Raw genomic sequence first — 26,422 nt, forward strand, 5'->3', positions numbered from 1 at the left:
AAAAATAATTAAATAACGAAGATTCTGACTCATATTTGATGAAGTTTGCGTACTTTTGCCACTTCAAGCGTAAACTATTAGTTAATGGCGCCATTGAAAGCAAAAATACTTATATCATTCATACTGCTGATTGTCTTACTGATGCTTCCCGATGAGGCTACGTCTCAGCGTCGAAGAAGAGGAATGATTGCCTCCAATACCGCACAAACGGATTCCCTTCAGGGAAATGATTCGTTGAGAGCAGATACGGTAACGGTACGCATTGATTCCATCGCACCGGTAAAGAAGAAACAACCACTCGATGCACCGGTTGTTTATGAATCCAACGACTCCACTGTCTTTACTTTGGGAGGAGCTGCTACACTTTATGGTAGCGGAAAAGTTAATTATCAGAACATCGAACTCGCTGCGGAAGTTATTTCGATGAATCTGGATAGTAGTACTGTGCATGCATACGGTATCAAGGATACTACCGGAGTGGAAAAAGGTAAACCGGTATTTAAAGAAGGAGATACCTCCTATGATACGGAAACCATCCGATATAATTTCAAAACCAAGAAAGCGGGAATTACCGATATCGTCACCCAGCAGGGAGAAGGATATGTGACCGGAAGCAAGGCGAAGAAAGGAGCTAATGATGAAATTTTCATGGAGCATGGGCGTTATACAACCTGCGATCATCATGACCATCCTCACTTCTATATGCAGCTGACGAGAGCTAAAGTGCGTCCTAAAAAGAATGTGGTGACAGGACCTGCCTATCTGGTAGTGGAAGATGTGCCTTTGCCGTTGGCCGTACCGTTCTTTTTCTTCCCATTCTCCAGCAGTTATTCTTCCGGTTTCATTATGCCGACTTATATGGACGACTCCAGTCGTGGTTTCGGTCTGGCAGAAGGAGGATATTATTTTGCCATCAGTGATATTATGGACTTGAAGATGACGGGTGATATCTTCACGAAAGGCTCATGGAGATTATCCGGATTGACCAATTATAATAAACGCTATAAATATTCCGGTACGCTGCAAGCGGACTATCAGGTCACTAAGACGGGAGATAAAGGTATGCCGGACTATACAGTTGCTAAGGACTTTAAGGTAGTATGGAATCATCGCCAGGATGCTAAAGCCAGTCCGAACAGCACATTCTCCGCTAGTGTAAACTTCTCAACCAGTAGTTACGAACGTTCCAATATCAACAACCTTTATAATTCGCAGTTGTTGACTCAAAATACCAAAACATCAAGTATCAGTTATTCTCGTAGTTTCCCTGATATCGGTCTGACCTTATCCGGAACCACCAATATCGCACAGACGATGCGTGACTCTTCGGTTGCAGTCACTTTGCCTGACTTGAATATTACATTAAGCCGTCTGTTTCCGTTCAAACGCAAGAAGGCGGCAGGAGCTGAACGCTGGTACGAAAAGATTTCCATTAGTTATACGGGACGTCTGACAAACAGTATCCGTACAAATGATAATCATCTGTTTAAAGCCGGAATAAGTTCATGGGAAAATGCGATGAATCATAACATTCCTATCAGTGCTACTTTTACGTTATTCAAATATTTGCAGGTTTCTCCTTCGGTCAATTATACAGAGCGTTGGTATACTCGTAAGATTAATCAGCAATATAATGAGGTCGATCATAAGTTGGAGGCATTGCCGGGTGATACCCTGAACGGTTTCTACCGGGTATCCAATTACTCGGCAAGTTTGAGTTTGAGTACGAAAGTGTATGGTATGTACAAACCTCTTTTTGCTAAAAAGAAAGAGATACAGATTCGTCACGTAGTTACGCCGCAAGTAAGTCTTAGCGGTGCTCCGGGATTCAGCAAGTATTGGGAAGAGTATACCGATTATAATGGCAATACGCAATATTATTCTCCTTTCACCGGTCAACCTTATGGTGTACCTTCGCGGGAAGGATCGGGAACAGTCAGCTTCTCTATTTCTAATAACTTAGAGATGAAGTACTACGATGCAAAGAAAGATACACTTAAAAAGGTTAGTCTGATTGATGAATTGGGAGCAAGTATGTCTTATAATATGGCTGCCAAAGAGAGGCCTTGGAGTGATTTAAGCATGAACCTACGTTTGAAACTGACTAAGAATTATACGTTCAACATGAACGCATCGTTCGCTACGTATGCTTATACATTCGATAAAAGTGGTAATGTAGTAACCAGTAACCGTACAGAATGGTCGTATGGTCGTTTTGGACGTTTCCAGGGATATGGTTCTTCTTTCAATTATACCTTCAATAATGACACATGGAAGAAATGGTTCGGTCCGAAAGAGGGGGATGAAAAAGGGAAAGATAAGAATAAGTCGGAGGATAGCGATGATGAGGAATCCGATGGAACGGAAGGAGATGGCACTACGCCTAAGAAAGTAGAGAAAGCACAGGCTGACCCGGATGGTTATCAGGTATTTAAGATGCCTTGGTCATTGAGTCTTAGCTATTCGTTTAATATCCGTGAAGACAGATCGAAGCCTATCAACCGTTATTCCATGCGATATCCTTATACGTATACGCATAATATCAATGCAAACGGAAATATAAAGATTTCTAATAACTGGTCGCTCTCGTTCAACTCGGGCTATGATTTTCAAGCTAAAGAGATTACCCAGACTTCTTGTACAATATCCCGTGACTTGCACTGTTTCAACTTGTCCGCCAGTCTTTCTCCTTTCGGACGTTGGAAATATTACAATGTAACAATTCGTGCGAATGCAAGTATTCTGCAAGACTTGAAGTATGAGCAGAGAAGTCAGACGCAAAGTAACATTCAGTGGTACTAGGATAAATTGAGAGTTGAGAATTGAGAATTAAAAAATAAGAATAAAGTGCAGGGTATTAAATTCGGGTGCTTTAATGAGATTGAAAAAGGGACTGTCTGGCAAGTTGAAGACAGTCCCTTTTTTATGTTTGAGCCTCAATGTTTATTTACCAATTGATTTCCGTTTCTCCGTGTGCTTTCAGATAATCGTTTGTACGGCTGAAATGTTTGTTTCCAAAGAAGCCGTTGTAAGCAGAAAGAGGAGAGGGATGAGCGGAAGTGAGTACCAGGTGTTTGTTACGGTCGATAAACGCTCCTTTCTTTTGAGCGTATGATCCCCACAGGATAAATACCAGATTTTCTTTTTCTTCTGCCAAAGCACGGATTGCAGCATCAGTAAATGTTTCCCAGCCACGGTTCTGGTGTGAACCAGCTTGGTGAGCACGTACGGTCAGCGTAGCGTTGAGCAACAATACTCCCTGTTCTGCCCAGCGAGTCAGATTTCCCGTAGCAGGGGCATCAGTGCCAATGTCGGCTTTAATTTCTTTAAATATGTTCACTAATGAAGGAGGGAAAGGCACCCCGTCGTTTACAGAGAAACAAAGGCCATGTGCTTGTCCCGGTCCATGATAGGGATCCTGCCCTATAATCACAACTTTCACTTTATCAAAAGGACAAAGGTTGAAAGCATTGAAGATCAGTTTTCCCGGAGGGAAAATCTGATACTGGCTATATTCGCTTTTGACGAAATCGGTCAGCGTGCGAAAGTAGTCTTTGTCGAATTCTGGTTCTAAATGAGCTTTCCAGCTTTCTTCAATCTGTACGTTCATAGTCTATTATATAAGGTGTATATCAAGTTCTTCACATTCTTTGCGCATATCTTCGGGCCAGATACTGGCTTGTATTTCTCCGATGTGAGCTTTGCGAAGGTAGAACATACACAAGCGGGACTGTCCGATACCTCCTCCGATAGATAGAGGGAGAGTGTCATTCATCAATCGCTTGTGGAAATAAAGTTCCAGCCTTTTTTCTTCTTTTTCTTCTTTCAACTGACGTTGCAAAGCTTCTTTATCTACACGGATTCCCATGGATGACAATTCGATGGAGCGTTGCAGTACATCGTCCCACAGCAGAAGGTCGCCATTCAGTCCGGGCAGGTCGTTCAGTCCTTTGGTGGTGTAGTCATCGTAGTCTGGTGCACGTCCGTCGTGCTTCTTGCCATCACCAAGTTGACAGCCTATTCCTATGATAAACACAGCTCCGTATTTCTGACAGATGGCGTGCTCGCGGCATTTAGGCTCCAAGTTCGGATAAAGCTGGCGCAATTCCTCTGAATGAATGAAATGTAGCTTTTGTGGCAGGCAAGGTTTGATTTGCGGATACATTTCATATACCATATATTCTGTGCGGATCATAGCCGCATAAATACGGTTGACAATTTCCTTTAGGAAGTTCACAGTCCGGTCTTCATTGGTGATGACACGTTCCCAGTCCCATTGGTCTACGTAGAGAGAATGCAGGTTGCCCAGTTCTTCGTCCGATCGGATTGCATTCATATCCGTATAAATACCATATCCCGGTTCAATGTGATAGTCAGCTAAGGTCAACCTTTTCCATTTAGCCAATGAATGAACCACTTCGGCTTGCGCATCGCCCAGATCTTTGATCGGGAAAGAAACAGGTCGTTCTATTCCGTTCAAATCATCATTGATACCCATTCCTTTCAATACGAAAAGAGGGGCAGTCACACGTCTAAGGCGCAGTTCGGATGACAAGTTTAATTGGAAGAACTCTTTTATTTGCTTGATTCCCAGCTCGGTCTGTTTGAGGTCGAGTAGCGGCTTATAGTTCTTAGGTTTTATCAAGTAACTCATAGGTTTGTTAAATGTTAATTGTCGGCAAAGATAGGAATAAAATTGATATATGTAATGGGTATTGTCTAAAAGATTGTCAATTTGATAAAGTAAATGCTCTAAAGCATTTCAAAATAACAGTCTCCTAATATAGGGAAGTACCTTAAGAACTATAAAAAAAGGAGAATCATTAGGAAGATGAGAAGATTTTTTATACTTTTGTCCTCGCATTTAGAAAGAATGGCCCCGTAGCTTAGTGAATAGAGCGTCAGATTCCGGTTCTGAAGGTCGTGCGTTTGAATCGCACCGGGGTCACAGAAAAATCCCTTGATAATCAGTTGATTATTGAGGGATTTCTGTTTCTACTCCTGTGTGAATAAGGCTGGAAAACTAGCTTAAAGTCCATTGAAATGGATCGTTGTTGGCTGATTGTTGGTGTAAATGAAGACCTAACATGCTGACATTCAGGCTAGAAAATAGAAAGAGTAAAATGAAAAGCTTAGTACACATATCTGTATAACTTTTGAGGGCATTTCATTCTTAGTATTCTTTCTTTTATCTCGTAAGAGGTTCTGTTATTAGTCTTTCTTTGTATAAGAGTTACAAACTAATCGTCTATTTGGGTCATCCGGAAAATCCGGATTAGTTATTTGATTATAAAATTCCCAGTCTCTTTCAAGTCTTTGGGCTACATCTATATTGGCCGTATGGCAGATGTATTTTTTATTTGCTACATCCAGAATACCATAGGTAAGAATATCCTTTTCCTTTCCCTCCTTATTTTTATATACGCTTTTGACCAATAATATCTTATATTTTCCGTCTTCCCGAGTACAGTATTCTTTATTGGTTTCAAGAGTATATGTACCGGAGACATCTGTAAAATCATTGGAGGCCATTTCTACGATAATCTGTTTGGGCTCTCCTGTTTCCGGAGTGTCTGTTGAGTCATCGTTGCATGCGGATAGCAAGATGACGGATAAGAATAATAGTTTAAGTAATTTCATCTTTATATTTTATTTGTTTTTGATCCTTTTTTTTAGTCCAGTATATTCAATTGAGATTATTTATAGTGCAAATGTACAGTTTTTGTATGATATAAAAGCGGTAATGGATAAAATAAATATGTTTCATATTCTTGATATTTAGATTAATAATCCTTGGATAGTCAGTTGTGTATTTTACTTTGCATTTTCTCAAACACAGTTAGTTATTATTGTATGTAGTTGTATAATTTAGCCTAAATAGAAAGAAAAAGTTGATTTAAATAAAATATTTCTTGTGAGAAATGCTAACTTTGTAGATATGAAAAAGTAAAGAACGATATTCTGTAGTAGTATGTTCATAGCTTTCCAGATGTAGACATTTGACGATAAATTATATTAATCCCAATAAATATAAATAAGAATGGAAGAAGCTAGAAAAAAGAAATGGGCTAGTATTGCACTGGTTATCGGAGCTATTGGTTTTATCATTATTGTGATTTACTTTACAGTTATTTCAAGTCTCAACATGTAAAACAGATCATTATGGCATTGAAAAATTAAAGCTTGGACATTTCGTTTGAATCTGTCCAAGCTTATTTTTTATGATTCCGGATGATTGACCTGCCTTATGGTAACGCTTTCTCTTTAGCTTCTTGAAACCTGAAGTCCCTTATCAGAAAGAGTCATTTCTACAAAACGAGCACGGGAATTAGGGGCTTGTTCCGTTAGTATCCGTCGGATTTGTCCGGCTGCCTGCGGGTCTTTTGCTACCATATATAGATACCCCCCGCCACCTGCACCGGGGAGTTTGTATCCCAGGGTATAATCCTTGATTTTCTCAATAATGGCTGCTACTGCCGGTGGATTGGTTCCGCAATCTAATGCCTGATTCTGTATCCAGGTTTTGCCGACCAAACGACCGAAACTTTCGAAATTACTACGTAAAATAGCTTCACTCATATCCATTGCATGAGCTTTCATTTCGGCCAGCAAACTTAGATGCGGACCGGAATTGAGGAACATGGAACTGACAATCTCTGCCAAAATACTTTTAGCAGTACGAGTAATTCCCGTATAATATAACAGATGACAGTCGCGGTAATCAGGATGAACAAAGAGCTGATCGGGTAACCAGCGTACTAACGGATTCTGTTCGAAACCTGCTTCGGATTGAAGCAACTTAATACCGGAAAAGACACCGCCATATTGATCTTGCCAACCTCCCCCTGTGGTCAGGAGCTGTTCTAATACTAATGTGTAACTGCATATATCATTTTTATCCCAAGCCAGTCCGCAGAAATCATTGATTGCTCCGAGCACGGTAGATGCCAGTATGGAACTGGTTCCCAAGCCAGAGCCTGCGGGAATAGCAGCCAGTAGAGTAATTTCGATTCCTGAACCGAAATCTTCCAGCTGTTTAGCTAAAGAAGGATAAGATTCCGTAGAGAATGCCGGTGCAAAGCCCGCCAATGTAAGGGCGGCTTTCGGGATGGAGAATGGAGAACCTACCTTTTTATAATCTTGCAGTTCCTCGTAATTCCTTATCACTTCCATTGCACCCATGTCGATAGAGCGAAGAGTGATGTGATATTCCTTGCAAGGTTTCACATATACTTGTAGCGGCGGTTGGCCGTTCAGCTCGATAGCAAGATTTACAACACTTCCTCCTGAATAAAGAGAGTAGGGAGGTGTGTCTGTCCATCCTCCGGCCACATCAATACGCACAGGACTGCGTCCCCATACGATTTGGTCGGAATAAACATTGAGTATGGGATGACTTTTACGTTCGCTCATTATCCCCAATAAACCGTCGCGAAGCAGTTGAAAAGCTGCCTGTTCCTCTTTGGCACAATCCTTGTTTTCACGTAGTTTCATGATACGTGCACGAAGCATCCGGTTGTGTATCCGTAACATGGGGGCGGCATCTTCTTTCAATACGTCAGGCATATCTAAATTGAAACGTACAAATTCATTTGCGGCATCCAGCAAATCGAGTTGATAGAACACACTCTTCTCATAATTGGCTGCCAGTCCTTTCCAGTTCTCCTTGCGGAAAGCATTGCGCTGTTCGTAAAGACGCTTGAGGTTGGCGCTTGCGGATATTTCGTCTGCAGAAACTTTCTCTGCTTTCAACCAAAGTTTTTTCCCTTCTTCCAGTCGTGGTTCCGAGGTCATCCAGCGTACTAATATGCCTAAATCTTCCACAGAAGCTACTTTAGGGAAGATAGATGCCGATTGTAAATCATCTGTACGCCCTTTTATATCCTCCCAGGTAATTCCTCTATCTTCCATCCAACGGGTAAAAGGAATATTAAGATAAGTAGTCGTTATTTTGTCCAACGCTCCTTTGAATACATCATCCAATCCATACGGACGCGCAACAAACTCATTCTCACCGATAGGAATAATGTCGATGCAAACCCCATCCGGCAAATTGATGCTCCACTGATTTTCAGGAACTCCTGTAATAATCTGGCGGGAACCTAATTTCCATTCCTTTCCCACATGGCTATTCTCAATCCATAAATTGGCGTTGTCGGCAGAAAGAGAAATTTGTGTGATGGAATTCTGTATAAAGATAGCCGGATTCGGCTTTACTTTCCGGTGCATGATTCTTCTTTGGTCCCGTACCTTATCCTGTATGGCTAAAGTAGAAGAAATCAGTTCGTGACTTGTGCCGTAATGATAGAATTCTCCACCCGGCAACGGCAATATAGCTACGGACAACTGATTGATTTCTTCATCTTCCCTTTTAGGATGCTCTCCCAAAGCCAAACCATAGTCCGAGTATAAGTCATAATAAGTAATATCCTTCGTACCTTCTTTCAACGACCGTTTCATCAATACTTCTATGGCGCGGTCACTCAAAATCCAAATGCCGATATCCATCAGGAAAAGATGAGTTTTCGACAATCCTTCCAACTCTTCCAGAGAAGGTTTCTGCAACATGAAGTCGAGCACCTCCGGTTTTTTCCGGTCGGAAACAAACACACCATGATGAGTTGCCAATGACGGATTCACCCACAGCCCGTAGCATACTACGTCTGCGTTCGGAATATCCTGAAGCGGTTTTTCCGAACGGATATATACATCTCCGCTAGCAATCAGCGTATTCAGACCGGTCGGAGCCTGATTCATAATCCTTTCATAGAGCGGGAGCTGCAATGACAACAGATTCTGTCCCAGCTTTTGTCCTCTTTCCCAACTGAAGATCGGGATAGGAGTTAATATTTTGCCGGAAGGGCCGTAGCTGGGTAGCCGACGGCTTTGTCCGCCTGCATGAAGCAATATTCTTTTTTCATGTCCTATCCAGTTGCTGAAAGACTCTTGTGGAGCGAATGCCTGATGGCAAGCTTGCAATAACCATGTAGTTCCGCCGCCGGAGCCTAGTTTGCTCCCTATGGGGTCTGATGTACAAAACCAATCGGTATGGTTAACTTCTTCCAGTTCGTGGAAGCAATGGATCAAATTGGGTGGTAAAGATAATAACTTTTGCATAGTAGAATCTGCGTTGGCTTAGATAGAATCTAAGCGAATTAAACTCCCGTAAAAATACTATTTATATTCCTGCTTTTCAATATTTCTCTCCTGTTTTGAAGAATAAATTTTCTTTTCAGCTTTTAGATGTCATTTTCAGTCATCATGTCCCAGGTGTCATTAAGTGCCTGCATGGATGGAAATAATAAATCAGCCCCGGCATCCAGCAACACTTGCCCGTTCAAAGGGCCCGTATTGACTGCTATGGTGAAAATACCCGCGTTGTGTCCGGCTTCCACTCCTAACGGAGCATTTTCTACAACAACCGCTTCATCCGCTTTAATCCCTCCTTTTTTCAAAGCCATCAGATACGGCTCGGGATTGGGTTTGCCATATTTTACATCGAACGCTGTAACCATCAGTTCTTTGTGAAACATTCCCGGATAGTGGTGTTCCAGCCGTTCGAGCAGGGATAACTGACCGGAACCGGTGACCACCATCGGAATCAGACCGTCCTTCTTCACTTTTTGCAGCAACTCCCATGCACCGGGCATAGGCTTTGCTTCAGGATATGAATTGAACAAAACACTTTTCTCCTGATAGATACTTTCTATTTCCTCTTGTGTGGCTTCTCTACCCAATTCACGTTGAAAAACAATATTGATTGTTGAGGCTCCTGTCCGTCCTTCATGCATATATGCTTCTTCGCGACTAAGAGTGAGCCCATGAGATTTCATTACTTTATGCCAAGCCTCCGAATGATAAGGCATAGAGTCAAAAAGTACGCCGTCCATGTCAAACAGGACGGCTTTCAGTTTCTTTTTCATACTTTGTACGTTGCGGAATCTTTTTAAGATAATATTTTATTTTTCTATAATCATTTTCTTTAGATCGGACTGGGGGATAATCACATCATATTGTTTTCCGGAATCCTTACCGATATATCTGTAAGCAATGTTTTTATTGTTCTCCACACAGGTTTTTATGAATATCTGGGTGGCAGGATCGGACTGACTTGCCAGCGTTGACACAATACCCTCTTTCACTTCTGCTGCGTTTTCTTCAATCTGGCTGATAGGACACAACTTTTCGTCCACACTGCATATATAAACAACCGATTCACCTATGACTTCGATCTTTTCGACAATGACCTCTTCACTGGCCTGCATTGGAAATTGCAGATTCGCCATTTTCAGTTGCGCTTCAAGCTTTGTCTGTCCGCTTTGTGCCGGGTTGGCATTTGTATTGATCACCTCTTTCAATTCTTCGGCAGTAAGTTCGCAAACCGCTTGTTCGCCCGACTTATTCCCTACAAATATCATGTGTAATCCGGAATTACACTTAGCCATCAGCTTCAACATTTCCTTTACATCAGCAGCCGGATTCTGAAACATCATTTTGATAGATGATTTCATGCTTTCCGGATTATCTTTCAATATCTTAATATTGGTAATTTCCTCGTTCATGTTGAGAGTGTACACTACGTTATCTCCGTCGTAGATGATGCTGGTAATCTTGCCGACTTCCCCCATGTCCAGCGGGCACTGTTTGTTGGCTATCCCGATCACAGTTTTGAGTTTGGCTTCCTGACAACCGGTCATGACTATCATTAGCAATGATATGCTACATAGTAGCATGAGTCCATTGGACTTCTTTAATAAATTTTCTACCATTCTATTTGTTTTTTAAGTTTGATTCGCTTCATCTACAACTGTATACGAGGCAAAGATAACGATAAAAAATGAGAGATAAATTAGAAAAGGAAGATAGTTGTAAATGATGCTCTCAAGCGATTAACTATATAATTATTTGCTGTTTAGAGGAATATGTGTATTTTTGTAACGTTATAAACTCGACGATAGCATGAAAAAGAGAGTATTATTGTTGCTACCATTGTTTTTAGGTGCCTGCTCTGATAGTGGAGAAAGTCCTGTTATCAAGATAGAAAAGCTTTATGCAAAGATCGAATCGGACGGTGAAAATACCAGTTCCGGTGAAAAGGACTATGCGAATCAGAGGGAGGAGTTGCCGGCCTTGAAAGTGGGAGATGAAGTGAAAGCCTTTCTGCTTTTGGATGGAAATGGGGCAGAACTGAAAACCTTTAAACTTCAGAATGACGATGAAGTGGATACTAAACTCTTTTATGAGCAAACAGAAGTATCTACGGAGGGAAACTTGACGGATGTGGAGAAAGGACAGCTCCGTTTTAAGGATGGGGTGTCAAAGGCCAGAATTATGGTTATGGCGACCATTAAACAAGTCGATAAGAACGGTGATGTAAAATTAGAGTTCTATCTTTCTTCCAAAGCCGAATGTGAAGGAGCACAGGAAGAAATCGGCTTGAAGACGAAAGCCGAAGATGATAAATAAGAGTAATAATAAATAATGAACGGTGAACAAATCCATGCATATAGCATAGTTGTTCACCGTTCATTGTTTATAGTTTACCGTTTATAAAACGTTCTTGATTTATAGTTTTGCACGGATTGCTTTGGATTCCTCTTCATAACCCGGTTTGTCCAGCAAGGCAAACATATTCTTTTTGTATGCTTCCACACCCGGTTGGTTGAATGGGTTCACGCCCAGCAAATAACCGCTGATACCACAAGCCTTTTCGAAGAAATAGAGCAGACCACCGATGTTGTATTCGCTCAATTCCGGAAGTACGATGCGCATATTAGGTACACCACCGTCTACATGAGCCAGTTGTGTTCCCAGTTCGGCCATCTTGTTCACTTCGTCCACACGTTTGCCGGCTAAGAAATTCAAGCCGTCCAGATTAGCTTCGTCAGAAGGAACTTCCAGTTTGTGGTTAACCTTCTCTACTGAAATCACAGTTTCGAAGATAGAACGTTCGCCTTCCTGAATCCATTGACCCATAGAATGAAGATCTGTCGAGAAATCTACCGATGCAGGGAAGATACCCTTATTATCTTTTCCTTCCGATTCTCCGTAAAGCTGTTTCCACCATTCGCTTACATAGTGCAGTTTCGGGCAGAAGTTAACGAGGATTTCGATCTTCTTGCCATTTCTGTACAACTCATTGCGGGTAGCAGCGTAAATAGCAGCCGGGTTTTCAGCAAATGCAACGTCCGATCCGCATACTTTTTCCATATCGGCAGCACCGGCAACCAGTTTGTCGATATCGAATCCGGCTACTGCGATAGGCAGCAAACCAACCGGAGTCAGTACAGAGAAACGTCCGCCTACGTTGTCAGGGATGATAAATGTTTTATATCCTTCTTTGTCAGCTGTAACACGGGCAGCACCTTTCTTTGCATCCGTCACTGCAACGATTACTTTCTTTGCAGTTTCTTTGCCGCGCTGATCTTCGCATTGCTTTTTCAGTAAACGGAAAGCAAGAGCAGTTTCCGTAGTAGTTCCTGATTTAGAAATATTGATGATACCGAATTTCTTATCTTTCAGATATTCAGTCAGTTCATACAGATAATCTTCGCTGATATTGTGTCCTGCATAGATCATGACAGGAGCCGTTTTCTTTTCCTGTAGCCAAGTGAAGCTGTTAGACAAAGCTTCGATTACGGCACGGGCACCCAGATAGCTGCCACCGATGCCGGCAACGATTACTACTTCACAGTTATCTCTTAATACTTTTGCTGTAGCGTTCAGGTCGGCCAAGTGTTCTTTAGTGATAGAAGAAGGCAAATGCAACCATCCTAAAAAGTCATTACCTTTGCCTGTACCTTTTTCAAGCATTTCCTGTGCGGCTTTTACTTCAGCTTCGTAAGCAAAAACCTTTTCTTTGGAGATAAATCCAAATGTCTTTTCAATGTTTAAACTAATCATATCGTTCTTGTTTAAAGATTATCTAAAAGAGTCAGTCAGCAATTTAATCTCGATCATTGGTGAGATACGTTCGTACAGGATGTTGTACACGGCGTCCAGTATCGGCATATTGACATGATGATGCTTATTGATTTCTTTGATACATTTCGTACCATAGTAACCCTCTGCAATCATTTCCATTTCAATTTGCGCACTCTTCACGGAATACCCTTTACCTATCATCGTTCCGAAAGTCCGGTTACGGCTGAAGTTGGAGTAACCGGTCACCAATAAATCCCCCAGATAAACAGATTCATCCACGTTTCTGTTCAACGGATGCACCGTGTTCAGGAAACGGTTCATCTCCTGAATGGCGTTAGAGATCAATACAGCTTGGAAGTTATCGCCATATTTCAGTCCGCTACAGATACCGGCAGCAATGGCATACACGTTTTTGAGTACCGAACTGTATTCGATACCCGCCACGTCATCACTGACAGATGTTTTGATGAAGCTGCTTCCCAGACGGCGTGCGAAGATACGTGCTTTGTCTTTATCAGGGCAGGCGATAGTCAGGTAGGAGAGGCGTTCCAAAGCCACTTCTTCTGCGTGGCAGGGACCTGCAAGGACTGCTATGTTTTCTGGTGGCACACCATATTCTTTTGTGAAGTATTCCGATACAATAACGTTGTCATCGGGTACGATTCCTTTGATAGCGGTGATAATGAACTTATCCTTAATCTTCATTTTCAGTTTTTTCAGATGTGCTTTCAGATAAGGAGAGGGGGTGACAAAAATCAGTGTATCGGATTCTTTCACAATATCATTGATATTGGAACTGAAGTTGATACGCTTTGTGTCGAATTTCACCCCTGTCAAATAGGCCGGATTATGTCCTAATCGTTTGAAATCGGCAATGCGGTCGTCTCGTCGCATATACCAATTAATAGAATCTTCCTGCGCCAGACACATCTTTGCGATGGCTGTGGCCCAGCTTCCTCCGCCCATTATCGCTATCTTACCGGGTAGTTTCATTTGTTTAATTAAAAATTAAGAATGAAGAATGAAGAATTATGAATGAAAAGCCGAAACGATTCTCCATTCTTAATTCTTCATTCTTAATTTATTTAAGTTTATTTATCCACTCGGTCACGTCGTTTACGGACGGATTGGTCAGTTCTAATTTATATTTCTTGTTAATGCCACAGATATCCTGGTGTAGCTTCTGCGGATTGACATCTTTCATGTCGGCAACTGTGTTGTAACCGGCTTTTTGAATTACCGGAACCCAGTCTTCTGCGATTCCCAATTCCATGTATTTGGCAGCAGCGTCTTTTTTCACTACTTTTTCCGGGCGCATTTGCGGGAAGAACAATACTTCCTGAATGGTAGTCTGTCCGGTCATTAACATCACCAGACGGTCGATACCGATACCGATACCCGATGTAGGAGGCATACCATATTGTAAAGCGCGCAGGAAGTCCTGATCGATAATCATCGCTTCGTCGTCTCCCTTGTCGGCCAAACGCATTTGTTCTTTGAAACGTTCTTCCTGATCCAGCGGATCGTTCAATTCCGAGTAGGCATTAGCCAGCTCTTTACCGTTCACCATCAGTTCGAAACGTTCGGTCAGTCCCGGTTTAGAGCGGTGCATCTTGGTCAGAGGAGACATTTCAACCGGATAATCGGTGATGAAAGTCGGCTGGATATATGTGCCTTCGCAGAATTCTCCGAAGATTTCATCAATCAGCTTGCCTTTACCCATCGTCTCGTCGATTTCTTCCATCTTCAGTTCCTTGCAGACTTGGCGGATTTCCTCTTCGCTCTTGCCGTTCAGGTCATATCCAGTCTTCTCTTTGATGGCATCCAGAATAGGCAGACGGCGGTAAGGAGCTTTGAAGTTGATGGTTTTTCCGTCAACCACTGTTTCTGTGCTACCGTTCACTGCGATACAAATACGTTCCAACAACTTTTCGGTGAAATTCATCATCCAGTTGTAATCCTTATATTGTACGTAGAGCTCCATACAAGTGAACTCCGGGTTATGGGTTTTGTCCATACCCTCGTTACGGAAGTTTTTACCTATTTCATATACACCTTCAAAACCACCTACGATCAGTCTCTTCAGATAAAGTTCTGTTGCGATACGCAGGTAAAGATCCATATCCAGTGAGTTATGGTGAGTGATGAACGGGCGTGCGCTTGCTCCACCGGCAATAGATTGCAGGATGGGAGTTTCCACTTCCGTGTAACCGGCTTCGTCCAAAGCATTGCGCAATGTTTTCACCACAGTGGCACGTTTCAGGAATGTTTCTTTGATACCGTCGTTCACTACCAGGTCCACATAGCGTTGGCGATAACGGAGTTCGGGATCTTCAAAAGAGTCATAAGCTACCCCGTCTTTGTACTTAACGATAGGCAACGGTTTGATAGACTTTGCAAGTACAGTCAGTTTCTTAGCATGGATACTGATTTCACCCATCTGCGTGCGGAACACGAAACCTTCGATACCGATAAAGTCACCTAAGTCGAGCAGGCGTTTGAATACAGCGTTGTACAGTTCCTTGTCTTCTCCCGGGCAGATATCATCGCGGGTGATGTACACCTGAATGCGACCTTTAGAGTCTTGCAATTCAACGAAAGATGCTTTACCCATCACGCGGCGGCTCATGATACGACCGGCTACGGAAACTTGGCGTGGCTCCTCATCGTCTTTAAATTCAGCTTTAATATCTGTAGAGAAAGCATTGGTTACATACTCTGCTGCTGGGTACGGATCAATACCCATCGCACGAAGCTCATTCAGGCTGTTGCGTCGAATGATTTCCTGTTCACTTAGTTCTAATATATTCATTTCGTTACGTATTAACTCAATTTTGGAGGCAAAAATACGAAACTTTTCTCATATATCCTGTAATCCATCTCTTTTTTGTATCTTTGCCGCCTCAAACTAATAGGTATGACAGGACAAAAGACACCCACTGCGTTGGGTACGGAAAAGATTGGGAAGCTTTTAATGCAGTATGCCATTCCGGCAATTATCGCCATGACGGCGTCTTCTCTTTACAATATGGTAGATAGTATTTTCATCGGTCACGGGTGGGTGCGATGGCTATTTCCGGGTTGGCGTTAACTTTCCCGCTAATGAATCTTGCCGCGGCTTTCGGCTCACTGGTCGGTGTCGGTGCGGCTACATTGATTTCGGTGAAGCTGGGACAGAAAGATTATGATACCGCACAGCGGGTTTTGGGAAATGTGTTTGTATTAAACCTTATTATAGGTATTTCTTTTACGGTAATTGTTCTTCCTTTCCTCGATCCGATACTTTACTTTTTCGGGGGAAGCGATGAAACGGTGAAATATGCCCGTGAATTTATGCAGGTTATCTTGCTCGGAAATGTGGTTACTCATTTATATCTGGGACTGAATGCAGTGCTCCGTGCTTCGGGCCATCCGCAGAAAGCGATGATGGCAACAATAACGACAGTGATAATCAATATATTGCTTGCGCCATTGTTTATTTTTGTATTTGACTGGGGAATCCGTGGGGCGGCTACGGCTACGGTTTGTGCACAGTTGATCGCATTGGTCTGGCAGCTTCATTTGTTCTGCCGTAAAGACGAGCTGATACGGTTGAAAAAAGGTATTTTCCGTTTGAAACGGAAAATCGTGCTGGATTCATTGGCTATCGGTATGTCTCCCTTCCTGATGAATATGGCTTCTTGTTTTATTGTGATTCTGATTAATCAGGGATTGAAAGAATATGGAGGTGATTTGGCAATCGGTGCATTCGGTATTGTCAATCGCATCGTCTTTGTCTTTATTATGATTGTGTTGGGATTGAATCAGGGGATGCAGCCTATTGCGGGATATAATTTTGGTGCGAAGCTCTATCCCCGTGTGACGAAAGTGCTGAAAGCAACCATTTGCTGTGCTACTGTAGTGACGACGATTGGTTTCCTGATAGGTATGTTCATTCCGGAAATCGTATCTTCCATCTTTACTTCGGACGAAGAATTAATCAATATTGCTTCTAAAGGTTTTCGTATTGTGGTATTTTTCTACCCGATTGTTGGTTTTCAGATGGTAGCTTCCAACTTCTTCCAGAGTATCGGAATGGCAAGTAAAGCCATTTTCTTGTCGTTGACGCGGCAGATGTTATTTCTGGTTCCCTGTTTGTTGATTTTGCCTCATTATTATGGACAAATAGGCGTTTGGGCCAGTATGCCTGTGGCAGATTTGGCGGCTAGTCTTATATCCGGAGGTATGTTGTGGTGGCAGTTCCGGCAGTTTAAGAAAGTAGCTTAATACATAGGATAGTAAAAGCCGGTTATTGAAAAAATCACTCAATAACCGGCTTTTACTATTGATACATTGTTCACATTTAGTAAGCACCTGACAATTTATATAATTCGCTTCCTGCCAATAAGAAAGCACCTACGCCATATACATCTGTTGCATCGAATCCGGCAGCTTTGGGTGCGGCACCAACAGGTTGTATATATCCCAACTTTCCATCAGAATGAACAGCTTTTACCAATGATTGCCAACCTTTTTCAAGTACAGGTTTGTAGGTTCGTTGGGGCAGGTAGCCATTACGGATTCCCCAGGCAATGCCAAAACACATAAAGGCAGAGCAACTATTTTCGGGCATATTATACGAATCAGGATCTAGTAAGCTGGTACGCCAGTCCCCGTCTTTGCATTGAGTTTTACGAACTGCTTCCGCCATTTCAGTAAATAGCCGGATATAGTAGTCACGTGAAGAACAGTTGAGAGGCAAATTGTCAACAATAAGAGGAAGTCCGGCAAATACCCAACCGTTACCTCTTCCCCAGAATTGTTTACTACCATTTTTCTCACGGAGGGGAATTCGTTTATTATCTCTATAAAAAAGATGTTCTTTCTTGTCATATAGTGAGTCTACACACTCTCTATATTCACTGTCCATATAATTCAGAAAGATTTTATCTCCGGTTATCGTGTATAGAGCCGCATAAACCGGAGGCGCCATAAACAAGGCGTCCGACCATGACCAACGTTCCGTTGTTCCCACGGCATCTGTCTTTTGTAGCGGAGCTTTCGAAGGATGGGAAGCCACATAATAAGCGCGTTCCATTACCGGTTGTAGCATACGCTTATCATCAAATCTGCGATACATCTCGATGAAAGCCTGCCCTACACAAATGTCGTCGGCATGATATACACGGTTCCACATATCCCAGTTATGTCTTTCACCAATAGTGCGGATAAAATCATAGCAGGACTGATTTCCGGAGACTTTTCCCCATTCAGTCATTCCGCGATATAAAGCGCCGTTTGTCCAGTCTAGTGGATTATGTTTTACTTCGTTGTGATGGCTAATTTGCCACTCGGATACGGCATTACAAACTTTAGTAATATCTTCTTTTTCCATCTTTGATGAAAAAAGCTGTTGAGCATTCAGGGTGCAATTTATTGATACTAAAAATAAGGCAAGAATCTTTTTCATTTATCATCTATTTTATCGGGGTTCTATAATTTTATTGCTTTATCCAATTTTACATCCGGATTACCTGACCAAATCTTTTTCCCTGTCCATTCCGCATAAGGGGCACTCCAGAATTCATCAGTGGCGGGAAGTCCCAATGCTGTGAATACAGTAGAGCATAAATACAGGCTACCAGTAGAAATGTATCTTTCAGCGATTGAAGGTTGATGTCCGGCAAACCCTAAAGTCAGCCATCCATGTTCGTCGAAATTTCCTTTTATAGCCAGATGTCTTTTTATGACAGCTGTTAGTCCGCATCGGACTTGTGCTTTAGTAATGGTAGTTGGCAGCAAATCATTTAGGGCTGCCAGTGAAAGTACATGGAAAGTTCCAAAACGATATGCTATAGAGCGTCCGGTTACAGGATATGCTCCATCCGGAGAGATCATTCTTTCCTGTTGTTCCGCATATCGGGAGAAACGTTGCCGTTCTTTTCTATAGAAGTCGACTTCGCCTTTACTGTGTTTTTGCATGATTTCCAGAACGTCTAAAAGCATTGGATGAATGACAAAACTATTATAGTAGTCTATATGTAGATTTGCTCCGTCACCATACCAGGCATCGCCTTTGTACCATTCCTTGAATCGCATGACAGCATACTCAATAGGATGCATATTGCATTTACCTGTTAATTCCAGCAAAGTAGCTTCGACCATAGCAGAAAAGAGTAACCAGTTGCTTTCTACCGGTTTAATCTTACTTACCTGTTGTAAGGCGTTTAGGATATTCTTTTGGGTTTCAGATGATAGTTTACTCCATATTTGTTTCGGAGAACGCAATAGTCCCTGACAAAAGAATGCAGTATCTACCAGAGGTTGCCGAGTGACTGTAAAATTCAGATAATCCGGAGATTGGGGATTGAATCCGTGATTGATGGACTCAGTCATCAGGCGGATATATTTCTCACGTATTTGTCCTTCTTGTGTATTGTCCGGGCCGAGTTCCAGCCAAGGGGCCATTCCTACAAATAAGCGTCCTAAAGCTTCCAAATGAGTGGTACGCGCATTGGATGGATTAGGCATACCGGAGATAGTCTCTACAGGCATGTTCTTTTTTAGTTCTCCTTTACTCATATTATTTAATAATGGGTCTGCAATTTGAGATAACATGTTGACCCAATATGCCCTGTCTTCCTGTCCTGAAGTTGTTTGTGAATAACCTGTGAAGTTAAACATCAGAAAGGCAATAATCAAAATACTATATCTCATGATTTTATTTTATGGTTTAATAAACTTGTCTATTGGAAAATCTATACCGCCAAATGCTTTTATACTTGTCCATGGTTCAACCGGGTTGCACCAAAAAGGGTTATTGGCAGGGAGTCCTAAGGGCAGGAAACCTAATGCACATAGATAAACGCAAGGAGTAGACAGATAAATATCTCCTAGTTCTGGTTGTTCGCCACAAACTCCGATCGTCAGCCAACCTTCTTTATCGAAAGTTCCCGGCTGCTCAAAAAGACGCTTAAGCATGGCTGTCATGGCTCCACGTACTTGTCCGGGCTTCAATGATTCCGGGAGTTTTTCGAATAAAGCACATGCCCCCAACACTTGGAATGCTGCTGAACGGTAACTGACTGAACGGCCTAGTATCGGATAGCTGCCGTCGGGAGCTATCATGCGCTCTTGAATTTCGGCGTAACGAATAAATCGTATCCATTCTTCATTCAGAAATGACTGGAAAGATGGCCTCTGTTTTACTGTCACTTTCAGGATTTGCAGTAACAAAGGATGGATAACATAGCTATTATAATAATCTAAATGAAAATCTGCTCCATCTCCATAAACTCCATCTCCTTTATACCATTCTCTATGAGAAGTCAAGGCTCTTTCTACTGTCGGAAAATTCCATTCTCCGGAAAATTCTTTTAATCCGCACTCCACCATAGCAGAAAATAACAACCAATTATTATTTCCCGGTTTCATGGTGCGGGTCGATTTCCACTGTTCAATGAGTCTCTTGCGGGTGGTGTCATCCAGATTTCCCCATAACTGTGTAGGTGCTTGTAATAAACCCTGTATTAAGAATGCGCTGTTTACTAATATCTGACGGGTAGCTGTGCTGTTGAAATAATCATTTGATTTCGGGTTTACAGAGTTTGCCAGAGCCTTGCACGTCATTTTAATATATTTTTCACGTAGCTTGCCTTCTGGAGTATTGTCTGGTCCAAGTTCCAACCAAGGTGCTATTCCTGCGATGGTTCTGCCTACAGCCTCCATATGAGTGATAAACTCCCGACTGCTGGCTAAAGCTGATGACGAACGCCCGACAGGAATATTTTTTTTCAGTTGGTCTTTGCTAAGATTGCTTATCACCGGATCAGCTATTTTCACGAGTGTCTGAATCCAATATTGTCTGTCATCATTAAGCGTATCACGTACTTGTGCATATGGCATAGTAGAAGTTGATTGATACTTTTTCATCACTTCCTGCAGCTCTTTCACTTTGTCCGGATACTGTAGATGAAGATTATTCGATTCTCCGATATCCTGTTTTAGATTAAACAATTCGGGAACATCTCCTTTTTTAAACTTACTATTACCAGTTTTAGGCAAATAGACCCAATCACCTTTGCGTATACCGTGAACTTCACCACCTTTTACATAAACATATTCGTCACGTAATCGTAGAGAAGGATTTTTGAGAAAAGATGAAATATTTATACCATCAATCTTTTGTTTGAAGGATTGGCAACCTGCATAGTGCATGATTGTAGGGAAAAGGTCGATGCTGGCAATTATTGCGTCACTAGTTACACCGGTAGGTATACTCCCTTTCCAACGGATGATACAAGGAACTCTGACGCCTCCTTCATAATAAGAGAACTTACCGCCTCGTAACGGCTCAGCGGAACCTCCGTCTTCTTTGAAAGACAACCACGGTCCGTTATCCGATGCGAAAATAACTAAAGTGTTTTCTGCTAATTTCTTTTTGTCCAAGTAATCGAGTAAACGACCTACATTCCAATCAATTTCTTCTACAACATCACCGTAGAGTCCCCGTTTGCTTTTACCTTTAAATTGCTCGGAGGCAAATAACGGCACATGAGGCATTGATGGGGTGATATAGACGAAGAAAGGTTGCTCCGGATTATTTTCTATAAAATCTATGGCATGATCAAAATAACGTCGGGTGGTAGTAGACTGGTCGCAGGGATACTCAATAATTTTATCTCCTTCAAATAGTGGAGAAGCGTTGTTCAACCTTTTTTTTATATCTGCTCTACTGGAAGTCCTCACAAATTCTTGGTCTTCTTTAGCTTTTGACAGATTATAACCTTCCCTGAAAGTAACATTGGAGGCGAACTGCTGGGAGGGACCGATATACATATCATTGCTGTATGGGATGCCATAGTAGTAATCAAATCCTTGATCTGTAGGTAGATGCCCTTTCAAATCGCCTAAATGCCATTTACCGAAGCAACCGGTTGCATAGCCTTGCTCTTTCAACGCTTCGGCCAAAGTGATTTCCTCTGCAGGCATCCCTTCAGATTCGGGGAAAAATACCCCTTTTACTCCATTCCGTGTATTTAATCTGCCGGTCAGAAGTCCTGCACGCGAAGCACTTGATACGGAAGACGATACATAAAAGTCGGTCAACTTTATGCCTTCCTTTGCCATGCGGTCAATAGAGGGAGTCTGTATCAATGGCGAATCATAACAACCAAGGTCCTGGTAACCCTGATCGTCTGTAAAGATAATCACAACATTAGGTTTCTGCCGGGCTTGCAATAGCCCGGCAGAAAAGAGTAGAGGATAAATAAGCAGTCTTTTGTTCATATCTTTTTATTCAGAGATAACGATGCCTTCTGTAATTCCACTGTCATTATAGCTGTCAACGCGGTAATGATACTGTACGCCTTTGGTAAGGATATGGAGCAGTAAACCGGTTGTCTCTTTATCTTTGACCTGGATACATTGATTAAGAAAATCAGGCTGATAACCAAAACGAACAAGATAACCATCAGCATTGGATACTTTATTCCAGCTAAGCGAAGCATATCTTTCATCGTCTTTGTTTCTTTTTACTGACAGTTCTTTAACAATTTCCGGTTTGTCCGAATAGCCAAAACCGAACACACGCAAATCCAATAAGGCAAACTTGCCTTCTTTGGGAGTATGGACATTTTCTATTTTAACAAAAGAAGTTTCTATCGGTTTCGGAAATTCTACATATTCATGTGGTATGGCAACCATGTTCCTTGATTTATCCACTATTAGTTTCCAATCCCTTCCATTGTCGGATACGTACAGTTTATAAGCGTGATAATCCGTTTCTTTGGGAGCATCAGGGTTAATGTCTTGTTCTGCAAAGTTTATCTGAATGGAATTCATACGTACTTTTTTACCTAAGTTTATTACGAAATATTCACCTACTTTGCCACTTGTAGCCGACCACCAGGTGCGAACATTTTCATCCACTGCCTTTTCCGGTTCGAAACCCGGTAATGAAGAAGACGCTGTACTCTTTTTATGATATGATTGGAGCATCCAGCCAAAAGCGGAAATATCTTGAGGATTGAATTTCTTTTGCGGTAGTGATATGGGATAATCCCCTAATACAGTATGGGTTCTCATTCTTCCTTTATCATCAAAAGAAACAGGAAATAAACCAATTCTTCTTTCAAATTCGTCATGATTACCCACCCACATGGAGGTGACTTGCCACCAATTTTCGTATTTGTCTTTAAATACACAACTATGTCCGGCTCCTCCGATAAAACCACCGACTTTTAGAGATACAGGATTATAAGGTTGTTCTACAAAACCACCATTTACACTATCACTCTCCAGAACCACATCACAATACCAATTGCAGATAGTACCTGGAGTGGCATATTGCAGGTAATATTTATTTTTGTTCTTCACAATCCATGCACCTTCAGGACATGGTACTTTGGAAAAATTTCCCTGCCAGGCAGAGGCATCAATTTCATCATACAATTCTCTACGTCCAAAATGATAGCCTGATTTACACTGATTGATGTCTGTTACATATTCTCTCAAGACCTTTTTTGAGCCTTCTATTTCTTTGAATGTGGCAGGATCTACTTCGAAGAAAGTAGTAGATTGAGTTCCACCTAAACCATAATAGAAAAAGAAGCGTCCATTGTCAATAAATAAACAAGGATCGGCCATACGTCTTACTTCACCACATTTTTCCCATTTTCCATTTTCCGGATCGGATGAGCGAATGACATCTACCGTTTTCTTGGTACGGTCTCTGGTGAAATTAATGAAGTATACATAGTTTTCATCGGCTGCCACAGCGGGTGCCACATAATGATCGACATCAAGGGCGGATGTCTCTACTTCCGGATTGAAATATACATTTTTCCATGTAATTAAATCATCGGATACTCGATAGCCGCCAATGTCCATTGTGGTAAATAAATAGTATTTGTTTTTAAATAATACGATAACAGGGTCGGCTGCGGAACGGGCTTTCTTTTCTCTTATTTGAAAGTTTCCCCAACCATAATCCAGATTCATTGGATTACAAAAAGTCGTCTGTTTTTCAACAGCTTTGTTCTCCGAACAGGAAAACAAAGTTAGTGAAGCGAATAAAATAAATAGTATATTTTTCATGAGCATACTTCTTTCATTCTATTTTTTCAAGGCTTTATCCACATTCAAATCAACACCTGCCCAACCTTTTTTACAAGTCCAATCAGCAGAAGGAGAAGACCAAAACTCATCAGAATCCGGTAAACCAAGCGCGATAAATACGGCTGTACACAGATACAGACTACCTGTTGATATATATGTCTCACCGATATGAGGTTGATAACCGGCAAAACCTACTCGTAGCCAGCCTTCAGGGTTAAACGTTCCGGGCGCATTAATCTGACGATTGATTATAGCGGATAGAGCGGACCTTACTTGAGCAGGTTTTACTCTGTCCGGAAGTAATTTTCGATAAGCAACATCAGATAATGCATGAAATGCACCGAATCGATAAGCCAATGAACGGCCCACTATCGGGAATGTACCTTCAGGTGATATCAGTCTTTCTTGTTGTTCGGCATAGCGTGCATATCGTTCGACTTCAAGATCATAGGGTATGGAACTCTCTATACCGTTTTTCTTCATTATTTCCAGCACCTCGACCATCATAGGATGTATGACGAAGCTATTGTAATAATCCAGATGAAAATCAGCACCGTCACCATACCATCCGTCACCTTTATACCATTGTGCAAAACGATCGCAAGCGTACTTTACACGTTCATATTCCCATTCGCCGGTAAACTCTTTCAAGGCGGCCTCTACCATTGCTGCGAAAAACAGCCAATTGGTTTCAGAAGGTTTTATTGCTCTTGATGATTTAAGTTCCTTGATTACCCGTTCTTGAGTTGTCTTATCAAGCTTGTCCCATAATTGCGTGCGTGCTCTTAATAGGCCGTGAGCAAGGAAGGCGGCATCAACTAATGGCTGGCGTCCGTTATTGAAGTTTAGATAATCAGGAGATTGGGGATTTACTCCATTAGAAATAGATTTCAAGGCTAAATTAATATATTCGGCACGTAGTTTGCCTTCTATCGTATTGTCGGGTCCTAGTTCCAACCAAGTTGAGATACCGGTAATTAGCCTTCCTAAAGCTTCTAGGTGTGTGACTTCTTTTCTTTTTTGCATATCAGCGGCGATAGACTCAACAGGCATATTCTTTCGCAGTTCTCCTTTTGCCATATTCGTTAACAGCGGATAGGAAATTCGATGGAGCGAACTTAGCCAAAGAGAACGATCCGAATTTTCCGAGAAGGCTGTTATTGTTTCAACTACCGGACGATTTTCCAGTAGTTTTTTATATCTGATTAATGCCTCTATAAAATAGTAGTCTGCGTATGTCAGAGGAGCATCAATCTCGTATTGTTTTGCCATGAAACCTGTACTATGTTTGATAATGTAATGATTATTATCACCCACTTTCTTTGCGCGATAACCTGGAGAAGCTAACGACTTTATTTGTTGTTCACCTATCGCGAGGAATTGTTTGCTTAGTTCTCCTTCCACATAAGTGCTTAATTCCACATAGGCTGATGCCATGATAGCACCTGCAGAGGCATCACGGTCTTCTTTGGGAATATTGGGAGCATCAAAGTCCCAATAAGGAATCTTATCCTTGGGCAGGCGCGGATGATTCATAATGAACTTACCAATCTTAATAGCATGGTCCAAATATTCTTTTTTACCAGTCTGCCGATACATCATTGTAAAGCCATATAGTCCCCATGCTTGTCCACGTGACCAGGAGGATTGATCGTTTACCCCTTGATGCGTCACTTGATTCAATACTTTTCCCGTAATCGTGTCATAACTTACCACATGGTATGAACTTCCATCAGGGCGGAAATGATTAATCATTGTCCGGTCTGCATGCGACTTGGCCATATTATAGTAGGTGTTGTCTCCCGTTAGGGAAGAGGCTACATTGAGTAGTTCCAAATTCATCATATTATCAATGATAACAGAGAATTGCCATTTTTTGCTGTTCCAAGAACGGGTGCATCCCGTCACCGGATGAAAACGGGTAGACAAAGATTTTGCGGCAGTCTCTATTACTTCCCTGTATGTTTCATTATGAGTGAGGCGATAACCATTACCAAAACTGCAATTGATAATAAAACCAACATCATGGTTACTGGTTGTGTATTTCTGTTTTTCCACTCGTGAGGTCATCTCTTCTGCGGCGGCTCTTACTTGCGGGTCATTACTATACTCGTAACAGTACCAAAGGGAACCCGGATAAAAACCACTTGTCCACCAAGCAGATTCGCAAGTAATCATCTTGCCATCTTTCGCTGTTCTCGGAAGTATGCCTTTCTGATCTTTCATTTCATTGAACATGGACATTGACTGTTTGACCGAAAATTCAAGAGCTTCATCAACGACTTTCTTCATGTCTTTTGTTACTGCTCCTGCTGAATAGGTAAAACCGGTCAGCAGAGTCAGACCTATAATTAAAACTTTCTTTCCGTTATTCATTATCATCATTTTAAAGAATTGATAC

At 41.8% G+C, this 26,422-nt stretch carries 15 protein-coding genes, 1 tRNA gene and 3 pseudogenes; 4 read left to right on the forward strand and 15 right to left on the reverse strand.

Annotation, left to right across the window (positions count from 1 at the left end; translation table 11 throughout):
• The first annotated feature begins 84 nt into the window (after positions 1-84).
• Positions 85-2,802, forward strand: coding sequence for a putative LPS assembly protein LptD (locus AAHJ11_RS17610; RefSeq protein ID WP_074638687.1), 2,718 nt, complete (start codon positions 85-87; stop codon positions 2,800-2,802).
• Between the two features lie 145 nt (positions 2,803-2,947).
• Here AAHJ11_RS17610 and ung read toward each other — a convergent pair whose 3' ends face one another.
• Both ung and asnA read right to left on the reverse strand, forming a co-directional pair.
• A complete protein-coding gene (gene ung, locus AAHJ11_RS17615) occupies positions 2,948-3,610 on the reverse strand; it encodes a uracil-DNA glycosylase (RefSeq protein ID WP_074638686.1) in 663 nt (220 codons plus the stop codon).
• A gap of 6 nt (positions 3,611-3,616) precedes the next feature.
• Positions 3,617-4,654 (reverse strand): aspartate--ammonia ligase, encoded by a 1,038-nt coding sequence (gene asnA, locus AAHJ11_RS17620; protein ID WP_074559127.1) that lies wholly within the window; start codon positions 4,652-4,654, stop codon positions 3,617-3,619.
• Positions 4,655-4,875: 221 nt separating this feature from the next.
• On the opposite strand from asnA, the gene AAHJ11_RS17625 reads away from it, so the two are divergent.
• Positions 4,876-4,948, forward strand: a tRNA-Arg gene (locus AAHJ11_RS17625).
• A gap of 263 nt (positions 4,949-5,211) precedes the next feature.
• Here AAHJ11_RS17625 and AAHJ11_RS17630 read toward each other — a convergent pair.
• From AAHJ11_RS17630 to AAHJ11_RS17645, 4 genes and pseudogenes are all read right to left on the reverse strand, one after another.
• Positions 5,212-5,640 carry a hypothetical protein gene (locus AAHJ11_RS17630; protein ID WP_234132445.1) on the reverse strand — a complete coding sequence of 143 codons (429 nt, stop codon included), beginning with the start codon at positions 5,638-5,640 and terminating at the stop codon, positions 5,212-5,214.
• 624 nt (positions 5,641-6,264) lie between these two features.
• A pseudogene (locus AAHJ11_RS17635) lies at positions 6,265-9,120 on the reverse strand (bifunctional fucokinase/fucose-1-phosphate guanylyltransferase); the annotation flags it as partial.
• 119 nt (positions 9,121-9,239) lie between these two features.
• Positions 9,240-9,923 (reverse strand): HAD family hydrolase, encoded by a 684-nt coding sequence (locus tag AAHJ11_RS17640; RefSeq protein ID WP_004312359.1) that lies wholly within the window; start codon positions 9,921-9,923, stop codon positions 9,240-9,242.
• A 36-nt stretch (positions 9,924-9,959) separates the two neighbouring features.
• Positions 9,960-10,769: a hypothetical protein gene (locus tag AAHJ11_RS17645; RefSeq protein WP_413579943.1), complete on the reverse strand. Its 810-nt coding sequence runs from the start codon at positions 10,767-10,769 to the stop codon at positions 9,960-9,962.
• Between the two features lie 190 nt (positions 10,770-10,959).
• On the opposite strand from AAHJ11_RS17645, the gene AAHJ11_RS17650 reads away from it, so the two are divergent.
• Positions 10,960-11,466, forward strand: coding sequence for a DUF5035 domain-containing protein (locus AAHJ11_RS17650; RefSeq protein ID WP_195649124.1), 507 nt, complete (start codon positions 10,960-10,962; stop codon positions 11,464-11,466).
• Between the two features lie 99 nt (positions 11,467-11,565).
• Here the strand turns inward: AAHJ11_RS17650 and AAHJ11_RS17655 are convergent, their stop codons facing one another.
• The 3 genes from AAHJ11_RS17655 to lysS form a co-directional block, all read right to left on the reverse strand.
• Positions 11,566-12,903 carry a glucose-6-phosphate isomerase gene (locus tag AAHJ11_RS17655; protein ID WP_117934223.1) on the reverse strand — a complete coding sequence of 446 codons (1,338 nt, stop codon included), beginning with the start codon at positions 12,901-12,903 and terminating at the stop codon, positions 11,566-11,568.
• 18 nt (positions 12,904-12,921) lie between these two features.
• On the reverse strand, positions 12,922-13,917 hold the full coding sequence (locus AAHJ11_RS17660) for an NAD(P)H-dependent glycerol-3-phosphate dehydrogenase (RefSeq protein WP_148365204.1): 996 nt from the start codon (positions 13,915-13,917) through the stop codon (positions 12,922-12,924).
• An 88-nt stretch (positions 13,918-14,005) separates the two neighbouring features.
• Positions 14,006-15,736 (reverse strand): lysine--tRNA ligase, encoded by a 1,731-nt coding sequence (gene lysS / locus AAHJ11_RS17665; RefSeq protein ID WP_342988820.1) that lies wholly within the window; start codon positions 15,734-15,736, stop codon positions 14,006-14,008.
• Positions 15,737-15,841: 105 nt separating this feature from the next.
• Between lysS and AAHJ11_RS17670 the strand changes: the two are divergent.
• A pseudogene (locus tag AAHJ11_RS17670) lies at positions 15,842-17,190 on the forward strand (MATE family efflux transporter).
• 76 nt (positions 17,191-17,266) lie between these two features.
• On the opposite strand, the gene AAHJ11_RS17675 reads toward AAHJ11_RS17670, so the two are convergent.
• The 6 genes and pseudogenes from AAHJ11_RS17675 to AAHJ11_RS17700 all read right to left on the reverse strand — a co-directional run bounded on the left by AAHJ11_RS17675 (position 17,267) and on the right by AAHJ11_RS17700 (position 26,403).
• Complete coding sequence (locus AAHJ11_RS17675) at positions 17,267-18,373, reverse strand: glycoside hydrolase family 105 protein (RefSeq protein WP_259023383.1); 1,107 nt, start codon at positions 18,371-18,373, stop codon at positions 17,267-17,269.
• Between the two features lie 23 nt (positions 18,374-18,396).
• On the reverse strand, positions 18,397-19,620 hold the full coding sequence (locus AAHJ11_RS17680) for a DUF2264 domain-containing protein (protein ID WP_148365200.1): 1,224 nt from the start codon (positions 19,618-19,620) through the stop codon (positions 18,397-18,399).
• 9 nt (positions 19,621-19,629) lie between these two features.
• Complete coding sequence (locus tag AAHJ11_RS17685) at positions 19,630-20,808, reverse strand: DUF2264 domain-containing protein (RefSeq protein ID WP_308167054.1); 1,179 nt, start codon at positions 20,806-20,808, stop codon at positions 19,630-19,632.
• A 78-nt stretch (positions 20,809-20,886) separates the two neighbouring features.
• Positions 20,887-22,191, reverse strand: a pseudogene (locus AAHJ11_RS17690) (sulfatase); the annotation flags it as partial.
• A gap of 6 nt (positions 22,192-22,197) precedes the next feature.
• Positions 22,198-24,000, reverse strand: coding sequence for a family 43 glycosylhydrolase (locus AAHJ11_RS17695; protein WP_148365198.1), 1,803 nt, complete (start codon positions 23,998-24,000; stop codon positions 22,198-22,200).
• Between the two features lie 18 nt (positions 24,001-24,018).
• A complete protein-coding gene (locus AAHJ11_RS17700; RefSeq protein WP_148365390.1) occupies positions 24,019-26,403 on the reverse strand; it encodes a DUF2264 domain-containing protein in 2,385 nt (794 codons plus the stop codon).
• Between the last annotated feature and the right edge of the window lie 19 nt (positions 26,404-26,422).

It is taken from the genome of Bacteroides sp. 90-K9/2 (genome assembly GCF_047310725.1).
Lineage (GTDB): Bacteria > Bacteroidota > Bacteroidia > Bacteroidales > Bacteroidaceae > Bacteroides > Bacteroides vicugnae.

Coding starts and splice junctions, on each gene's coding strand:
- AAHJ11_RS17645 (WP_413579943.1), bottom strand. CDS start 10,769: ATGGTAGAAAATTTATTAAAGAAGTCCAATGGACTCATGCTACTATGT.
- AAHJ11_RS17660 (WP_148365204.1), bottom strand. CDS start 13,917: ATGAAACTACCCGGTAAGATAGCGATAATGGGCGGAGGAAGCTGGGCC.
- AAHJ11_RS17610 (WP_074638687.1), top strand. CDS start 85: ATGGCGCCATTGAAAGCAAAAATACTTATATCATTCATACTGCTGATT.
- ung (WP_074638686.1), bottom strand. CDS start 3,610: ATGAACGTACAGATTGAAGAAAGCTGGAAAGCTCATTTAGAACCAGAA.
- asnA (WP_074559127.1), bottom strand. CDS start 4,654: ATGAGTTACTTGATAAAACCTAAGAACTATAAGCCGCTACTCGACCTC.
- AAHJ11_RS17655 (WP_117934223.1), bottom strand. CDS start 12,903: ATGATTAGTTTAAACATTGAAAAGACATTTGGATTTATCTCCAAAGAA.
- AAHJ11_RS17640 (WP_004312359.1), bottom strand. CDS start 9,923: ATGAAAAAGAAACTGAAAGCCGTCCTGTTTGACATGGACGGCGTACTT.
- AAHJ11_RS17700 (WP_148365390.1), bottom strand. CDS start 26,403: ATGATAATGAATAACGGAAAGAAAGTTTTAATTATAGGTCTGACTCTG.
- AAHJ11_RS17630 (WP_234132445.1), bottom strand. CDS start 5,640: ATGAAATTACTTAAACTATTATTCTTATCCGTCATCTTGCTATCCGCA.
- AAHJ11_RS17680 (WP_148365200.1), bottom strand. CDS start 19,620: ATGAGATATAGTATTTTGATTATTGCCTTTCTGATGTTTAACTTCACA.
- AAHJ11_RS17685 (WP_308167054.1), bottom strand. CDS start 20,808: ATGCCATATGCACAAGTACGTGATACGCTTAATGATGACAGACAATAT.
- AAHJ11_RS17695 (WP_148365198.1), bottom strand. CDS start 24,000: ATGAAAAATATACTATTTATTTTATTCGCTTCACTAACTTTGTTTTCC.
- lysS (WP_342988820.1), bottom strand. CDS start 15,736: ATGAATATATTAGAACTAAGTGAACAGGAAATCATTCGACGCAACAGC.
- AAHJ11_RS17650 (WP_195649124.1), top strand. CDS start 10,960: ATGAAAAAGAGAGTATTATTGTTGCTACCATTGTTTTTAGGTGCCTGC.
- AAHJ11_RS17675 (WP_259023383.1), bottom strand. CDS start 18,373: ATGAAAAAGATTCTTGCCTTATTTTTAGTATCAATAAATTGCACCCTG.